At 35.8% G+C, this 15,061-nt stretch carries 19 protein-coding genes and 1 pseudogene; 17 read left to right on the forward strand and 3 right to left on the reverse strand.

The annotated features are described in order from the left end of the window. Positions 1 to 222: 222 nt before the first annotated feature. Complete coding sequence (locus tag G593_RS0117060) at positions 223 to 411, forward strand: hypothetical protein (protein ID WP_029732463.1); 189 nt, start codon at positions 223 to 225, stop codon at positions 409 to 411. Between the two features lie 106 nt (positions 412 to 517). Further along, positions 518 to 1,258, forward strand: a complete 741-nt coding sequence (locus G593_RS0117065) for a peptidylprolyl isomerase (RefSeq protein ID WP_029732464.1) — start codon at positions 518 to 520, stop codon at positions 1,256 to 1,258. 68 nt (positions 1,259 to 1,326) lie between these two features. Here the strand turns inward: G593_RS0117065 and G593_RS0117070 are convergent, their stop codons facing one another. Then, complete coding sequence (locus G593_RS0117070) at positions 1,327 to 2,511, reverse strand: SLC13 family permease (RefSeq protein WP_029732465.1); 1,185 nt, start codon at positions 2,509 to 2,511, stop codon at positions 1,327 to 1,329. Between the two features lie 97 nt (positions 2,512 to 2,608). Between G593_RS0117070 and G593_RS21640 the strand changes: the two genes are divergently transcribed. The 13 genes and pseudogenes from G593_RS21640 (at position 2,609) to G593_RS0117135 (ending at position 11,242) form a co-directional block, all read left to right on the forward strand. Continuing rightward, entirely contained in the window at positions 2,609 to 2,746 is a 138-nt protein-coding gene (locus G593_RS21640; protein WP_081646588.1) for a DUF3791 domain-containing protein, read from the forward strand. Between the two features lie 143 nt (positions 2,747 to 2,889). After that, entirely contained in the window at positions 2,890 to 3,153 is a 264-nt protein-coding gene (locus G593_RS19890) for a PrgI family protein (RefSeq protein WP_081472186.1), read from the forward strand. Next, on the forward strand, positions 3,062 to 3,430 hold the full coding sequence (locus tag G593_RS21820; protein ID WP_029732467.1) for a hypothetical protein: 369 nt from the start codon (positions 3,062 to 3,064) through the stop codon (positions 3,428 to 3,430). Before G593_RS19890 ends, G593_RS21820 begins: the two co-directional genes overlap by 92 nt. A gap of 45 nt (positions 3,431 to 3,475) precedes the next feature. Continuing rightward, the gene (locus tag G593_RS21825; protein WP_029732468.1) at positions 3,476 to 3,913 is read left to right on the forward strand and encodes a hypothetical protein; all 438 of its coding nucleotides are present in this window, start codon (positions 3,476 to 3,478) and stop codon (positions 3,911 to 3,913) included. A gap of 175 nt (positions 3,914 to 4,088) precedes the next feature. Further along, positions 4,089 to 4,352, forward strand: coding sequence for a type II toxin-antitoxin system prevent-host-death family antitoxin (locus tag G593_RS0117090; protein WP_029732469.1), 264 nt, complete (start codon positions 4,089 to 4,091; stop codon positions 4,350 to 4,352). Next, complete coding sequence (locus tag G593_RS0117095) at positions 4,345 to 4,647, forward strand: type II toxin-antitoxin system RelE/ParE family toxin (protein WP_105309211.1); 303 nt, start codon at positions 4,345 to 4,347, stop codon at positions 4,645 to 4,647. The genes G593_RS0117090 and G593_RS0117095 overlap by 8 nt, the downstream gene beginning before the upstream one ends. Before the next feature lie 187 nt (positions 4,648 to 4,834). After that, positions 4,835 to 5,305 (forward strand): JAB domain-containing protein, encoded by a 471-nt coding sequence (locus G593_RS0117100; RefSeq protein ID WP_005341654.1) that lies wholly within the window; start codon positions 4,835 to 4,837, stop codon positions 5,303 to 5,305. Between the two features lie 195 nt (positions 5,306 to 5,500). Beyond that, complete coding sequence (locus tag G593_RS21160; protein WP_255348543.1) at positions 5,501 to 5,635, forward strand: hypothetical protein; 135 nt, start codon at positions 5,501 to 5,503, stop codon at positions 5,633 to 5,635. Positions 5,636 to 6,222: 587 nt separating this feature from the next. After that, positions 6,223 to 6,336 (forward strand): annotated as a pseudogene (locus G593_RS19905) (PrgI family protein); the annotation flags it as partial. Positions 6,337 to 6,377: 41 nt separating this feature from the next. Then, positions 6,378 to 6,506 carry a hypothetical protein gene (locus G593_RS21830; protein WP_255348544.1) on the forward strand — a complete coding sequence of 43 codons (129 nt, stop codon included), beginning with the start codon at positions 6,378 to 6,380 and terminating at the stop codon, positions 6,504 to 6,506. Positions 6,507 to 6,700: 194 nt separating this feature from the next. After that, on the forward strand, positions 6,701 to 8,812 hold the full coding sequence (locus G593_RS0117125; protein WP_029732473.1) for a penicillin-binding transpeptidase domain-containing protein: 2,112 nt from the start codon (positions 6,701 to 6,703) through the stop codon (positions 8,810 to 8,812). Then, complete coding sequence (locus tag G593_RS0117130) at positions 8,802 to 10,001, forward strand: DUF6070 family protein (RefSeq protein ID WP_242827129.1); 1,200 nt, start codon at positions 8,802 to 8,804, stop codon at positions 9,999 to 10,001. Before G593_RS0117125 ends, G593_RS0117130 begins: the two co-directional genes overlap by 11 nt. A gap of 8 nt (positions 10,002 to 10,009) precedes the next feature. Then, positions 10,010 to 11,242, forward strand: coding sequence for a DUF6070 family protein (locus G593_RS0117135; RefSeq protein ID WP_029732475.1), 1,233 nt, complete (start codon positions 10,010 to 10,012; stop codon positions 11,240 to 11,242). 64 nt (positions 11,243 to 11,306) lie between these two features. Here G593_RS0117135 and G593_RS0117140 read toward each other — a convergent pair whose 3' ends face one another. Both G593_RS0117140 and G593_RS0117145 read right to left on the reverse strand, forming a co-directional pair. Beyond that, the gene (locus G593_RS0117140; protein ID WP_029732476.1) at positions 11,307 to 13,106 is read right to left on the reverse strand and encodes a BlaR1 family beta-lactam sensor/signal transducer; all 1,800 of its coding nucleotides are present in this window, start codon (positions 13,104 to 13,106) and stop codon (positions 11,307 to 11,309) included. A gap of 18 nt (positions 13,107 to 13,124) precedes the next feature. Further along, positions 13,125 to 13,493 (reverse strand): BlaI/MecI/CopY family transcriptional regulator, encoded by a 369-nt coding sequence (locus G593_RS0117145; protein ID WP_005341664.1) that lies wholly within the window; start codon positions 13,491 to 13,493, stop codon positions 13,125 to 13,127. A gap of 379 nt (positions 13,494 to 13,872) precedes the next feature. On the opposite strand from G593_RS0117145, the gene rhuM reads away from it, so the two are divergent. Both rhuM and tnpA read left to right on the forward strand, forming a co-directional pair. Beyond that, positions 13,873 to 14,595 carry a RhuM family protein gene (rhuM, locus tag G593_RS0117150; RefSeq protein WP_081646589.1) on the forward strand — a complete coding sequence of 241 codons (723 nt, stop codon included), beginning with the start codon at positions 13,873 to 13,875 and terminating at the stop codon, positions 14,593 to 14,595. 75 nt (positions 14,596 to 14,670) lie between these two features. Continuing rightward, positions 14,671 to 15,061: IS200/IS605 family transposase (gene tnpA / locus G593_RS21645; RefSeq protein WP_044994764.1), on the forward strand; the 391-nt coding region annotated here is incomplete at its 3' end.

Raw genomic sequence — 15,061 nt, forward strand, 5'->3', positions numbered from 1 at the left:
AAAGAGATGTTGTCATAAAAGGTTTTGTTGATAGAAATATTTACTTCGATTTCACAGTACTATGTATTTGATTTTATGTGTGGATGATATAATATAAAAATATTTGTAGAAAATAGCGCTTTATTTTATTATGAAAAGAGCACGATATGAGAACAACATATCAGAACATATGAAAAATGCATGACTTCTTGCGTTCGGAAGACTTCCACGGACACTGCTTTTATGGATAATCTGGGGATTTCCGGTTGGGATTGTCGCCTTTTATCCAATCTGGATGGTAGCGTTTGGCTGGTTCTTTATCACAATAGGCGTGGCAGTGCTTCTGTGGATGTCCTGGCTGGTGCAAAGAAGAGCTGTGGCGTGAGGAGCAGTGGTGGAAAATTAGACTGGTATTCAGGTACAGGTATGTAGTATAATATACAGGAGTTGTCCGCTTTACGTACATGAATGAAATGTCAGGGGCGGCGGACAGATTATGAATAAGACCCTTGACATGATAAAAGGAGAATATAAGATTATGGATCAGAAAGTATTAGCCGTTGTAGGCGGACACGAAATTACAGATAAAGAGGTCGATGCATTTATAAAGAGCCTTCCGAGAGAGCAGCAGGCATATGCATCTAATCCGCAGTTCCGTGCACAGTGCCAGGAGCAGTTGGAAGCACTTTATTCATTTGCAAAATACGGAGAAGACCTGAAGTTAGATGAGACGGAAGAATACAAGAGTGTAATGGAGAATGCAAGAAAAGATATTCTTGCACGCCTTGCTATGAAGCAGTTATTTGATAGTGTGAAAGTGACTGACGAGGAAGTCAAAGATTATTATGAAGCAAATAAGTCTCAGTTTAAAAAAGGGGCGACTGTTCACGCAAAGCATATCCTTACAGATTCCGAGGAAAAATGTAATCAGATTCTGGAATCTATTGTAAGCGGTGAGAAAGTATTCGAAGACGCAGCAAAAGAATTTTCTACATGCCCTTCCGGACAGAGAGGCGGAGACCTTGGAGAATTCGGCAAAGGACAGATGGTCAAGGAATTTGAGGATGTAGCATTTGCAGCAGAGATCGGGCATGTAGTCGGACCTGTGAAAACTCAGTTCGGATATCACCTGATTAAAGTTGAGGAGAAAAAAGATGCTGCAGAATCCAGCTTTGACGAGGTGAAAGAACAGATCAAGAGCCAGCTCAAACAGCAGAAACAGGGCGATGCTTACAGCAAAAAAGTAGCAGAACTGACAGAGAAATATAAAGAAAAATAAAGTGAAAAATTATGGTAACTGCTCAACAAAGGCGGAGAAATAAAAGTATAAGATCCAAAATGGCTGGCTTAAAATGCTGTAAGGCATTTGATTAGCAAAAGTAAAATTGCCAGGAATAGAATATTTGCAACTGTAAATAAAGTAAAATATTTTCCATGCAGGTGAGGATTCTCTTTTGCAATGTATTTAAAGCTAATGAGGCTTGCCATAGAGGCAATCAGTGTTCCAAGCCCGCCGATATTGGTGCCGATGATCAAGGATGTGTAGTTATTCGCAAAACCAGACAGCAGAATCGCAGCTGGCACATTGCTCATGACCTGGCTTGCCAGAATTGCAGTGATTGTCTCACGTCCGGTCATAATACTGCTGAGGAAATGGCTGAACTGAGAAATACGTCCAAGGTTTCCAATAAAAATAAATAATGCAGTAAAGGTTGCCAGAAGAGAGTAATCGACTTTCTCAAGCAAAGTGTGGTTGCGAATTATGACATAAAGAACAACCAAAAGGAGCGGAATCCGAAAGTCGAGAATATGTGCAACGGTCAGGAGACAGGCTGCAAAAAGTAACAAGTATGCAATGAGATATTCTGTTTTTCGGTTTGCAATACTTTTCAGAACATTTTTCCTATGATGTTCGGAAGTATTAGAAAATGACAGGGATATATTGTTCTTTTTGCTCATTTTTGGAGCTTTGGATGCGGCAAACCTAATCCAGATCAGTAACAATATCAAGGAAACGACAGAATAAGGAAGCATTAATCGTATTAATGCGAAAGCAGACATATCAGCCTGGGCGTAAAGATAAAGATTCTGTGGATTTCCGATAGGAGTCAGCATACTTCCGAGATTTGCAGCAATCGTCTGCATGACAACTACTTTTATAAGCCAGTATTCGGTCAGTTTTTCCGGCAATTTATGCAACATGATGAGTGCTAAAGGCACAAATGTAATCAGAGCAACATCATTTGTAATTACCATAGAAAAGAAAAAACACAACAGTACGAGCAGTGTTACAATTGCTTTTGTTCCGTGGGCTTTTGACAACATTTTTTCTGCCAGAAAATCAAAAACGCCAATCTCTTTCAGCCCTGCTACAATTGTCATCAGACAAAATAAAAGACCGAGGGTCCGAAAATCAATATAAGAAATATAAGTGTGGTCTGGTTTTATACAGAACATCGAAAAAACAGCCAGAATCACAGAGATAGATAAAACAGTCTCTTTCTGGAAAAATGTGTATAATTTTCGTATCATTTGTAAAAATCCTCTCTTAAAATGAAATCACCAGATGCAAGTATAACATAGGGAGCAAAAGAAGTCATGTGGATTCTTGAATTAACGGAAATTAACGATGAAGAGGTTTTGTGACTTTTCATTGCCTGTTTTTTTGGATAATTATATCATTAAATGCTATGATGTTCTTCATACGCAGGGAAAGGAATATTTGGTAGAAGATTTGATTGAGAATGAGCCAGAACTTTTTAGATAAATAATGTAAGAAAACAAAATAACAGATAGAGTGTAGCCGATTGGTTCAATATGAGTCAATCGGCTTTTTTTGCTCATTTTTATACATAGCCAGTCCAGTAAAAAGGATTGGCTATTAAATTTTTCAAGGAAGGAGGAAACCATATGACCAAGTGTAAAGTAAAAATTAACAAGGAAATCAGGGATTACACAGAAGCAATCTTTTTCGGATTGTCCCTGAGACAGTTTATCTTTTCAGTATTAGCCTGCGGGATTGCCGTTGGGCTTTATTTTTTGCTTCGCCCATACATGAGCATGGAAACAGGGAGTTGGATTTGTGTACTGGGAGCTGCCCCCTTATGTGGTGTTTGGATTTGTAATTCCAAGAAGTGTACAACAGGTAATTCCCATCGAGACCATCTGGTCTGACGGGATATTTAAAATCGGGAGAAATAAATTTGCACGTACTTATAAATTTACAGATATCAACTATGCGGTGGCAAGCAAAGTAGATAAGTCAACCAGTTCCAACAGCATGGTGCAGGAAAAATATGTGACAGTATCCTGTTATAAGAAAACGATCAAAGAAGCGAGAACCTATTTTGCACGAGTGACAACAGAGCTGAACAGTCATTTTGCAAGACTGGGTTCCAAATGTGCAGAGGTAAATGGAGAAGATAAGTTACGGATTCTGCATGATTTTTAACGTACTGGAGAAGAATCAAGTTTCCATTTTGATATTCAGGAGAGTATGAGAAAAGGACACAGCTTCAAAGATTATATCTGCCCGGATACTTTTGAGTTTGAAAAAGATTATTTCCGCATGGGAGATCGTTATGGAAGGGTACTTTTTCTTCGGGAATATGCTTCTTACATCAAAAATGATATGATAGTAGAACTGACCGACATGAATCGAAATCTGATGTTGAGTATTGATGTGATTCCGATTCCTACTGATGAAGCAGTACAGGAAGTGGAAAAACATCTGCTTGGCGTGGAGACAAATATCACAAACTGGCAGAAACGGCAAAATGCAAACAATAACTTTTCTGCTGTCATTCCGTATGATTTAGAACAGCAGAGAAACACTTCTAAATATCTCCACAGAACAGATGGGATATATCACAAATGCAGATGCCGGTTGTGGTCTGGTGAAATACGGAAGTTCGCTTGTACCGTTCGTCAATAGATTCCCAACCAATATAAGATTGTATGAACTGATGACCGCAAAACCGGGAGAGGATAGTGTCAACAGGGGAAGAATGTAAAATAATATTATTTTCAGATGTTGAAAAAATGGGTTTGCAAATTGATAAACGTACAATATTCTGTTATAATAATGTACAAAGAAAGGAGGAGTTACAATGCCGGTAATAAGACCAATTACAGATTTAAGAAATACAAATGAAATATCTGAAATATGTCACAAACAACAGCAACCAGTATTTATTACAAAAAATGGTTATGGAGATTTAGTAGTTATGAGTATGGAAACTTATGAAGAATTACTCAGCACAAATCAGATTGATAAGGCAATTTTTGAAGCAGAACGACAAGTCGCAGAAGGTGCAGAATTATTAGATGCACGTGAGGCATTGGGAGAACTCAGGAGGAAACATTTTGGATAAATATACCGTAAAAATGTTTCCACAGGCATATAGAGATATTGATAAGATATACGATCAGGCACTTCTTGTTAGTAATTATGCTGATGCTGCAATTGCACTGGCAGAAAAACTTGAAAAAGCAATTTTAAGTTTGGAAGAACAGCCATATCGAGGGGCAGAAAGAAAATATGGATTTTATGCTTTTAAAGGATATAGGCAGTTGATTGTAGAAAATTATATTATCATTTATGAAGTGTTTGAAAATGAAAAAGTTGTTGCAGTGGTAACTGTAAAATATGGGAAAAGTGAGTTTTAGAATCAAGAAATCTCACTGAAATATAAAGGGTACTAAAAAACGTCACAATTTGTGGCGTTTTTTTAGTGCAGGAAAAAGGAGACCAAGAGTGAAAAATAAAGCGGATTTTAGAGCGCACTTGTATAAGGGTTCATAAGCTATTTGTCAGGGAAAACAGAAGTAAAGGAAGAAACGAAAGGAGCAGATTATGGTGGAACAACCTAAATATTTGGAAATGACATTATCACAATTGAAAGCATATGTGGAATCTTCAGAGAGTAAGGTTCTTCTGGTTGTAGAATTGATGGCGAAGGAGTTATCTCAATATGACAGAGAGGTATTTTGCATTTTGAATATGAAAAATAATGGACAGGTAATCAATATGAATCTGGTCAGTGTGGGAACAATCAACGCATCATTAGTAATTCACAGGGAAGTTTTTAAGAGCAGTATTCTGGCAAATGCTTCTGCAATTATCGGACTTCATAATCATCCCAGTGGTAATGTGAAACCATCAAAAGAGGATATGATTGTTACGAGAAAGCTGCAGAAGTGTGGACAACTATTGGGGATAGAATTGCTGGATCATATCATTGTCGGTGGAACTAATGGGAAGATGCTCAGCTTCCGAGAAGAAAAGATGTTGAATGTGACAGGAAGGATGGATTGGGAGAGATAGAAGAAAAAAGAAAAAAGAATTAGAAGTTTTTATTTATTGTAATATTTCATGTAGCGACATTAGTAAAATAGTGTCGCTACAAAAAGCTGACTTATTTCGGATTTAAGAAATTATACAACAGTAATCAATGAAGTCACCTATGGTAATAGAGTTTATCTTACAAGAAACGGACATGGACAGTGTGCAATTATAGATATGAAAGAGCTGGACGAATTAGATAAACAGAAAGCACTTTATACATTAATGAGCAAACTAAACGAAGCAGAAGTGTCTATTCGAGAAGAAGGAACGATATCAGCAGATAATCTGGAAGCAGAACTGGGGGTATAATTGTATTGAAAAAAAGGGAATTGCCGTATCTGCAATGTATAATATAGAATGCGATTATCGCTATTTATATGTTAGTCACAATTATGTTTTTTATAGAATTGAATCAGAAAAAATAATTATTGTTGAAATGTTTGATGAAAGAAAAGATTTTATGTATAAGCTATTCGGAATTTCAACAAGAACACAGGAATCAATAGATTACTGGGGCGATGAGGATTAAATAACAACAGGGTATGTATGGTAAGAAACTGTACATACCCTGTTGTGCGTTGTGAACTTATTCTATAATATCTCCGCTATTGTGATACCGCATATTCCCTTGAGAATCGAAATGAACAGAATCTAAAGGAATCCCGCTTTGTCTGGCACGAGAAATCTGGAAGGAAATTTCATCTTTCATAGCTTTGTAGTATTGATGTTCCTGCCACTTGTGTCGTAGAGCAGAAATCCAGCTAAGAACAGAAAAGGCAGTCAGCAGATAGAGGATTGAAAATGCTAGTTTCTCATGGCTTGCTGTCCATGGATTCAGAATCGTGGAAACAGCAAGGAAGTATAACAGCGGTAAGGTCAGATTTAATCTGGCAGCAATCCGAAACATCAGAGAAATCAGGGATTACACGGAAGCAATCTTTTTCGGATTGTCCCTGAGACAGTTTATTTTTTCAGCATTAGCCTGCGGGATTGCCGTTGGGCTTTATTTTGATGCGGTAGAACAACAAAAATAACGATCAATAATCGCCGCTTGAATAAAGTGGATTTTGAAAAAGCAATTCTGATTCCGATGCAGGAGGACGGACTGGATTTATACCGGAAAGAGTATAACAACATGTTTTTAGATAATCAGGCAATCGTTCAGGTGGCAGCATCGTAGGAAGGAAAAGGCGGAACGACTTATTGGAGCTGGTATGGATTTAGTAGCCGGGTGGAATGGAGTGCCTGCATATTAAAAGGCAGGATTTGCTGATCCTAAATCTGCTATATATAATGCCTGAGAAAAGACTTGACTTTCAAATATTACAAGTGTAAGATTTAAGAAAATAAAAGCGTTGAAAGAAAGGGGTATCTATGAAAAAAAGACGGAAAAAACAAAGCACTAAAAAATCTTACACTTGTAGGATTTTGGGATTAATAATGGCTATAACAGTAATTGCTGTTTCAGGAGGTGTTTTATTAAAAAGGACGATAACGGAATCACCAGAAGACACACTTATGGAATATATGAACCATATTGAAAAAAAGGAATATGAAGTCATGTATACTATGATAGATTCAGATGAAAAAGTTTATTTGACAAAAGAAGAATACATACAACGAAATTCTAAGATATACGAAGGAATAGAGGTTAGTGACATTAAAATCAGTCATATAGCTGTGAAAGAGAAAAAAGCAGATACAGTTACGCTTTCGTATGAAACATCATGTAATACAATTGCCGGAACAATACAATTTGACAATATGGCGGAACTGAAGAAGACGAAACAGGGATATAAATTAGTATGGCAGGATAGCCTGATTTTTCCAGATTTAGAGAGTGATGATAAAATAAGTGTTACTACATCAAAAGCGGAGAGAGGAGAAATATTAGACCGAGATGGTAAAATGCTTGCAGGAAAAGGAGTAGCAACATCAGTTGGCATTATACCGGGAAAGCTGGAAGACAGGAATGTATCTCTTGAAAAAATAGCGGAGTTATTAGAGATAGATGTAGAAACAATAAATAACAAACTCACAGCAAAGTGGGTAAAAGAAGATTCTTTTGTACCAATTGAAACTATTCCGAAAGTAGAAGAAATAGATTTAATGAAAATACAGCCAGAAGAAAAGACACTTGAGGAGCAGGATTGTCAGAATAAACTTTTGGAAATTCCAGGGGTTATGCTATCAGATGTGGAAGTTAGAACCTATGAGTTAGGGGAAGCAGCAGCTCATTTAATTGGTTATGTACAGTCTGTAACAGCAGAAGATTTGGAAAATCATCCAGGGGAAGGATATTCAGCTGAAAGTGTAATCGGAAGATCTGGGGTGGAAAAGTTATACGAAAAGCAATTAAAAGGAAAAGATGGTTGTGATATAAAGATTTTGGATAGTGATGGGGAAGTAAAAGAGGTTCTTGCAAGTATTTTTAAAGAAGATGGTATGGATATAAGATTAACGATAGATTCCGATTTGCAAAAATCATTATACGAGCAGTTTAAAGAAGATCCGGGGTGTTCTGTCGCAATGAATCCTTATACGGGAGAAGTATTGGCTTTGGTAAGTACCACATCTTACGATAATAATGAATTTATACGGGGCTTATCATCAGAGAAATGGACATCATTAAACGAAGATGAAAAGAAACCATTATATAATCGTTTTCGTCAAGTATGGTGTCCTGGCTCAACATTTAAACCAGTTGTGGCAGGAATTGGGTTGAAAACGGGAAGCATAGATCCAAAAGAAGATTTTGGAAATGAAGGTTTGGCATGGCAGAAAGATTCGTCTTGGGGATCTTATCAAGTGACAACACTTCATGAATATGAACCGGTTATTATGAAAAATGCAATTATCTATTCTGATAATATTTATTTTGCAAAGGCAGCTCTTAAAATTGGTAGTGAGAATTTTATGAATACTTTAAATGAAATAGGATTTAATCAGAATATGCCGTTTGAGATTGCGATGCAGGAATCAACATATTCCAATACAGATAAAATAGAAACAGAAATACAATTGGCAGATAGTGGTTATGGGCAAGGGCAGATTCTTGTAAATCCATTACATCTGGCAAGTATTTATACCTCATTTTTAAATGAAGGGAATATGATAAAACCGTATTTGAAATACAAAGAAGAAGCATCCGGTGAAACATGGATAGAAAATGCGTTTAGCAAAGAAAATGTGGAAGAAATTATGCAAGGGGTGGAAGGTGTTGTAAATGATCCGGAAGGAACCGGATATGCTGCACATCGTGACGATATTTTGCTGGCTGGAAAAACAGGGACAGCCGAGTTGAAGGCAACGAAAGAAGATACTTCTGGCAAAGAAATCGGGTGGTTTTCGGTGTTTACGGCAGATAAAAGCGTGGACAAACCAATTCTTCTTATCAGTATGGTTGAGAATGTGAAAGGAATCGGTGGAAGTGGTTATGTTGTTAAAAAGGATGCAACCGTATTGGAGGAATATTTTGAAAAATAAAAAAATTTTTACGGGGAATTATTACATATGTAAGAAATTTGCGATGATATTGATAGTTCTTATTGTTTTTACAGGGTGCGGCCAAAATCGAATTACGGAAAAAGAAGAAAAGAAAGAAACCGTAGAATCTGAAATGAATGCAGAAGTAAAAAAAACAGCGCAAACTTTTCGGTCTGTTTATATGAAGGAGAAGTCGGAGTTAAATACATTAAAGGCGAAAAGAAAAATTATCAATTGTCTGGAAGAGAAAGGATATGCGGCAGTAGATTGTGATAATCAGATTGATATGGTCAATCGTGAAAAAGTAGAAAAATTTTGCAAGGCAGCGGAGAAAGAAGAACAGGCAGCAGTTGATATTGTTGTTGTATTTGATGAAGGGGAAATTATACAATATCATTTAAAGTCAATGAATGGAAAGATAAATGTTCGATTATGTCAGGTTAAATGGAAGGATAATAGTCCACAGGCTAATTATTATGATGAATATGAAGCATATGAGTGGAAATATACAGAAAAAGGATATTTGTTTCTGGAGGAATATTACCCACCGGGATTTGATGGAGCACCAGGTGAAACTGGATTCAGAGTACAGCCATTAGATAAAACATGCCGGGAATTGAATCGAAAATATGTTATGCCGTTGGGGTATGCACTTAATAATCTGTTGATTACAAATTGGGATAACCAGAATTATACGGAACTTGATTTTTATGATCTTTATGAAAAAATGTATTATATGAAATATGGAAAGCAAGTTCCATATGAAGCAAATTATGGTGGAGCAGAGTATGAAGTTCCAGAAGATGAGTTTGAAGAGGTTATAAAGACCTATTTACCATTTAGTAATACCGAGATTGAAAAGGGAACTTTTTATAACTCTAATAATAAAACTTTTAGATACAGACCGCGAGGGTTATATGATTGTGAATTCCCATATGAGCCATATCCGGAAGTTATCTCATATGAAAAATTACAAGATGGAACATTAAAACTTACGATAGAAGCAGTATGGGAAATCAGAATGTTAGATCAGGCAATCACCAGTGAATTGATGATAAAACCTATGGAAGACGGAAGTTTCCAGTATTTATCAAATAAGGTAATCAGGTCAGATCAAAATGCAAATGCAGGGTGGTATATGCCAAGATTAACAGAAGAAGAGTGGGAAGAGAATTACAGTAATAATTAGGGGGCAATATGAAAAGAAAAAGTATTTTGTTAGTACTTTGTATAGGAATGATTCTGACTTCCTGTGAAAGTAAGATATCGTTAAACAGCACAGATGTAAAAAATGAGAAGAATCAAAAAAACACTACCATGGAAAATCCGGATAAGGGATATAATCTACCAATCGATGAAGACAAGAAAAAGGAAGCTGTGAACGATTGTGAAGAAATTATGGGCATTATCCGAGATATTTATTCTGAATATAATGGAATACAAGAAGCAGATCAGAATACTGCTGAGCAAATGATGAATCGGATGAAAGAAATTATCAAACAAAATGGAAATCCGATCATTGGTTCCGATCATTATTCTGTTATGGATAATTATCAGAAGATGGAACAATTTTTAAAATCTGCAGAACAAGAAGAAAAAGGAAGTGTAATTTTATATGAAGCAGATACAGATGGTGGAATTACCAGAAAAGAATATAGTTATGATGGAAAAGAAATGAGTGTGATGTCCGCAAAAATGATCTGGAGTGAGGATACAGAGCCTGTACTTACATACATATCGCTATCAAAAATAAAAGAATGGGCATATACTGAAAATGGGAATTTCTGTTATGAATTATGCGTACCTGAACCACCGGAAGTGACAGAGATTGTAGATGGAAGTTGTATTATCCGGGTAAAGCCTTTGAGTGAGGAGTGTCGGGAATATTCAAAAAAATATGTGAGTACGTTCGGCTATCAGGGAAACAATCTGTTATGTTCAAACTGGAATGCGGAGGATATGCAGGGGTTGGATTATAATGGACTTTATGAATATTTTTATCAAATGAAATATGGAGAAAAATTTACTGCAGAAAAAGAGGTTGTGGGAATTCCAGCAGAAGAGTTCGAAAATGTAATTATGACATATCTTCCTGTTACAAAAGAAGAATTGAAAGAATGGGCGGTCTACGATGAACAAAGGAATATGTTTATCTGGGAACGATTGGGATGTGGTAATTATTCACCAACACATTTTGGCTTGTCTTTACCGGAAGTAACAGAAGTCAGGCACAATGAAGATGGAACCATTGTTTTGACAATTCATGCAGTATGTGATTCTGTTGTATGTAATGATGTTGTTATTACACACGAACTTACGATGAAAATTCAGGATGATGGAACGATTCAGTATGTTGGAAACAGGATTTTAGATAATGGTATTGATAATATACCGAGGTATCAGTACCGGTTAGGTAATTTGCAGAATTGATCAGTAGAGAAGAAATAAATAAAGAGAACTGATAACGGGAAATTATGCTATCAGTTCTCTTTATTTATTTCCAAATACCAAGATTAGAAAGTACAGATTCTGTTATTTCGGTAGCCTGACTTCCAGTTGCACCAGAAGAGGATTGAATATTTGTTGCGAAGTAGTAAGTATTATTCGATGTTTCAATGTATCCGATAAACCAGCCATTGACATCTTTACCATTGACACGCCCGGTTCCTGTTTTCCCGTAAAGAGAACCGGAAGAAGTAGAGGAAAGCAGCAGGGCTTTTTTTACTGCCTGGATATTTTTACTGTCAAAATGAAAATTATTTTGATAGAAATCCTGTAACAATTCCACCTGTTCTATGGGTGATATCTTCAGAGAGAAATCTGTCCAATAGAGATTTAGATTTGTTCCAGTATTCTGATTCCCATAGTTTATTGTCTGTAAAAATGTTCTTACGGCTTCAAAACCTGCCTGTGAATCAATTGCCTGAAAATACCAGTTTACGGAATTATGTATAGCCGAGGTTAAATCTTGATCGGCTTCCCATGAATGAAAAGGATATGGTTCTCCATTCCATGTGAAAGTGGAATGTTCTGGTGTGATAATTCCAGATTCCAAGCCAAGTAATGCATCATATATTTTATAAGTCGAATTCGGTGATACACGTGTGGAAGCATGATCCATATTATAAATATTCCATCTATCAGCAGACTGATCATATAAAACAAAACTTCCAGTGTAGTCCCCAAAATTGGAAGAAAGATTTAGCTGAGTAATATTCTTTTCGGTTGTGTCAAAATGATACCCAGTCTGATCAGAAGCATAAACAGAAAGTATGGGAATGCATCCAATGATGATAGTAGAGACGAATATGCATATAAGGTATCCACGAATTTTTTGTTTAAAAGTAGGTTGGTGGAATGATGCAATATTTAAAATGCGTCCTTTTAACTGTTTTATATTTCCACTGATTCCCATAGTAAAAGGGAATGGAGACAGAGCTATTGTTTCGGCAAAGTTAATCAGTGTATTTCCATATGACTTGTATTCTGTTTCTTTCAATAATTGTAATACAGCACTGTCGCAGGCAAGTTCCCGTTCCTGTCGTATTCTTTTTAGAAAATACCAGATTAGGGGATTGAACCAGTAGAAAACATTTACTGTATTTATCAAATATCCAATTAGAATATCTTTATGCTTGTAGTGCTGCAGTTCATGAAGAAGCATATAGCGAATATCAGTTGCGCTTATAGTTCCAGCGTTAAAATCTGAAATCAAGTGAATTGGAAGATAAATGCGAGGATGCAGGAAACCAGCCAAAACAGGAGATTTCAAAAATGCTGTACTATAAATCGGAATGGTATGCTTGCTGTTCACTTCGTTTAAACATTCTATATAAAGAGCGTTTAGTTCTTCATTTTGAAGAGGTAAAGCAGAGCTATGTAAGGCTTTTACTTGTTTTACTGAGCGGTAGAGAAGAAAAAACATTATGAATATACTGATACTCCAGAAAAATACAAGTAATGTGTGAATAAAAGTTGGTATTTGGGTGCTGACAGAGACAGCAAAATCATTTATTTTATCCAAATTATAACCATTACCAGAAAGAAAAGTGGTTTGAATGTCACCATTGGTACTTGAACTGGCTGTCAGCAAATGTCTCCACGATATAGAAGATGGGGCAGAGTTTATCGGTAAAAAGGGAACAATCAGAACGGCAAGAAATATAATCGAAAGATTATATTGCATACGTGCGGATAATTGCCTTTGCAATAAATTTTTTAATCCCAGTAAACTACCTAAAAAAATACAAATGATGGCATTACAGAGTAAAAATCGAAAACTAAAATATATCAAAATATGCTCCTCCCATGGTTAATGATTGGAAAGAAGATTCCGTAAGCTGGCAATGTCTTCTTCAGACAATTTATCATCCTCAATGTAAGAGGCAAGCATAGAAGTGATATTACCATTATAATATCGCTTTAAAAAAGAATTACTTTCCTGCCGAATATATTCGTCTTCCTTGACCAATGGAGTATAGACAAAAACCCGGCTTTGTTTTTCATAGGTTAGTGCTTTTTTAGAAACGAGACGTTTAATCAATGTCTGAATTGTTTTAGGACTCCAACTGGAAATTTGTGTTAATTTTTCAGTAATTTCATTGGTGCTGATTGGTGCGTATTTCCAAACGATTTTCATAACTTCAAATTCAGCTTCTGAAATTTGAGGCAGATTGCTCATGTGATATTCCTCCAAATCTTACGTTTGTAATAAAAATATTATATATTGAAAACGTCTGATCTGTCAATGGAATGAAAAAGCTTGACTTTAAATCTTACAGATGTAGGATTTAAAGCGTGGCGAGAAGGATGGAGATGGAAAAATCAGTATTACGATTATTCAGAAATGGTTGAAATAGACTTAATCCTGGAGGAATATTTCCACGCAGCATGATGAAAAATAGAATAGTAGTGATAGAGAAAAGTACAAATAAGAATCGAACATTTGTACTTTTTTCTTGCCTTCATCTATATACTTTCAAAAAAATGTCTGATATAATAGGGATTGTCAATACTAAAATGATATGTTTTATAAGTAGCTAAAATAAGAGGATAAATAAATGAATCAAGAACATAAAATTGTTTTATATCAAGTGGAAGACACTAATATTTATGTGAATGTAATGTTTAAAGAAGATACTTTTTGGATGACACAAAAAGCAATGGCAGATTTATTTGAATGTACAACAGATAATATATCCTTGCATTTGAAAAATATTTATAAGGAAGAAGAATTAGATGAAAATCGAACTACCGAGTTTTTCTCGGTAGTTCAAAATGAGGGACAGCGTAACGTTAAAAGAAAAGTAAAATGTTATAATTTAGATGCAATTATAGCTGTTGGATATCGAGTAAATTCTAAGAAAGCTACACGCTTTCGGCAGTGGGCTACTAAAACATTAAAAGAATATATTACAAAAGGGTTTGTGTTGAATGATGATATGCTTAAAAACGGCAGACCTTTTGGAAAAGACTATTTTGATGAATTACTTGAACGCATTCGTGAAATCAGAGCCAGTGAGCGCAGAGCCTATCAGAAAATTACGGATGTATTTGAACAGTGCAGTTATGATTATGATAAAAACAGTGAGATAACAAAAGCATTTTATGCATTTGTCCAAAATAAGCTTCATTTTGCTGTTACCGGAAAGACTGCGGCAGAATTGATATATGAACGTGCTGATTCGGAAAAACCAGCAATGGGTTTGACTACATGGAAAGATTCTCCGGATGGGAAAATTTTAAAACGAGATATTGGAATAGCAAAAAACTATTTGAAATAAGGCTACCGCAATCCCACTGGCTTTAGACGGTGGGTTAAGGTAGCAAAAAATCAGAAATTATTGTATACTCATGGCATGGGAACATGGAAATCTAAAAACAGACACAAATACCTATTACAATATCACATTATTTTCGTCTGCAAATATAGGAAGAAATTACTGGTTTCGAGACAGATATCAGATGATATAAAGCAGTATTCATATGAGATATGTCAAAGGAACAGTGTTATTATCAGATATATGGAAACGGATAAAGACCATATTCATTACATGATAGAGACAGGACCAACAATGTCTATTAGTAAGATTGTAAACCTGATGAAGAGCTATACAACATACCATATATGGAAAAGATATCCCCAATATTTACGAAAACAATTTTGGAAAGAACATACCTTTTGGACAGATGGATATTTTGCATGTAGTGTAGGAAAGGTATCGGAAGAAATGCTGAAAAGATATATAG

Origin of the sequence: Dorea sp. AGR2135 (assembly GCF_000420885.1) — a bacterium.
GTDB classification, from domain to species: Bacteria; Bacillota; Clostridia; order Lachnospirales; family Lachnospiraceae; genus Dorea; species Dorea formicigenerans.

Coding starts and splice junctions, on each gene's coding strand:
- G593_RS0117060 (WP_029732463.1), top strand. CDS start 223: ATGGATAATCTGGGGATTTCCGGTTGGGATTGTCGCCTTTTATCCAAT.
- G593_RS0117065 (WP_029732464.1), top strand. CDS start 518: ATGGATCAGAAAGTATTAGCCGTTGTAGGCGGACACGAAATTACAGAT.
- G593_RS0117070 (WP_029732465.1), bottom strand. CDS start 2,511: ATGATACGAAAATTATACACATTTTTCCAGAAAGAGACTGTTTTATCT.
- G593_RS21640 (WP_081646588.1), top strand. CDS start 2,609: ATGAAGAGGTTTTGTGACTTTTCATTGCCTGTTTTTTTGGATAATTAT.
- G593_RS19890 (WP_081472186.1), top strand. CDS start 2,890: ATGACCAAGTGTAAAGTAAAAATTAACAAGGAAATCAGGGATTACACA.
- G593_RS21825 (WP_029732468.1), top strand. CDS start 3,476: ATGAGAAAAGGACACAGCTTCAAAGATTATATCTGCCCGGATACTTTT.
- G593_RS0117090 (WP_029732469.1), top strand. CDS start 4,089: ATGCCGGTAATAAGACCAATTACAGATTTAAGAAATACAAATGAAATA.
- G593_RS0117100 (WP_005341654.1), top strand. CDS start 4,835: ATGGTGGAACAACCTAAATATTTGGAAATGACATTATCACAATTGAAA.
- G593_RS21160 (WP_255348543.1), top strand. CDS start 5,501: ATGAAAGAGCTGGACGAATTAGATAAACAGAAAGCACTTTATACATTA.
- G593_RS0117125 (WP_029732473.1), top strand. CDS start 6,701: ATGAAAAAAAGACGGAAAAAACAAAGCACTAAAAAATCTTACACTTGT.
- G593_RS0117135 (WP_029732475.1), top strand. CDS start 10,010: ATGAAAAGAAAAAGTATTTTGTTAGTACTTTGTATAGGAATGATTCTG.
- G593_RS0117145 (WP_005341664.1), bottom strand. CDS start 13,493: ATGAGCAATCTGCCTCAAATTTCAGAAGCTGAATTTGAAGTTATGAAA.
- rhuM (WP_081646589.1), top strand. CDS start 13,873: ATGAATCAAGAACATAAAATTGTTTTATATCAAGTGGAAGACACTAAT.